The organism is Bradyrhizobium sp. UFLA05-108 (assembly GCF_059803455.1).
The window spans coordinates 1-710 of the sequence record NZ_JBANAZ010000244.1; the positions used below are offsets into that span (position 1 = coordinate 1).

1 pseudogene is annotated in these 710 nt (G+C 62.8%); it reads right to left on the reverse strand.

The features are described 5' to 3' along the window. Positions 1-501 (reverse strand): annotated as a pseudogene (locus tag SO140_RS46270) (S-methyl-5-thioribose-1-phosphate isomerase); the annotation flags it as partial. Between the last annotated feature and the right edge of the window lie 209 nt (positions 502-710).

The following is a 710-nucleotide window of genomic DNA, read 5'->3' on the forward strand; positions in this document are numbered from 1 at the left end:
GCGCAGCAGCACCCCGATGGCGGTGCCGACGCCGGCGGTGGCCAACCCGCCGGTATTGCAGTGGGTCAGCAGGCGGCTGCCGGGCTTGACCAGCCCAGCGCCGTGATCGGCGATGCGATCGCACAGCCGGCGATCTTCCTCCACCAGCCGCAGCGCTTCGTTCACCATCGCCGGCGCCCAGTCAGGCTCCGCCAGCGCCAGCTTCATGCGATCCAGATTGTTCATCAGGTTAACCGCCGTCGGGCGGGCGGCGCGCAGCGTGTGCAGCGCCTGTTCCAGCTCGGCGCGCGGCAGACCGCGTTCCGCCAGCAGCGCCAACAGCAGGCTGGCGGACAGCCCGATCAGCGGCGCGCCGCGCACCCGCAGGCTGTGAATGTGCCCGACCAACTCTTCCACGCTGTCGCAGGCCCGCCACCGCTTTTCCTGCGGCAGAGCTTGCTGATCGAGGATCCAAAGGCGGTTATCTCGCAGGGTCAAACTGGTGGTGTTAAGCGCTTGCATCGGCGGTTAATTCCGTGTTGCGTGGTTATTGCATCTGAAACGCTATTCTGCCAACATGACTTCCAGATGTATAGACGTCCAAATGCTTTTACGTCTAAATAATCAGAGTCGCTGGGTCAGTGAGAGAGAACAGAGCGGTTGGGGAATGTCGCTTTATCGTACGTTTACGGCTGCCGATGCCGTTGAATATGCCCGCCAATACGGGCAGG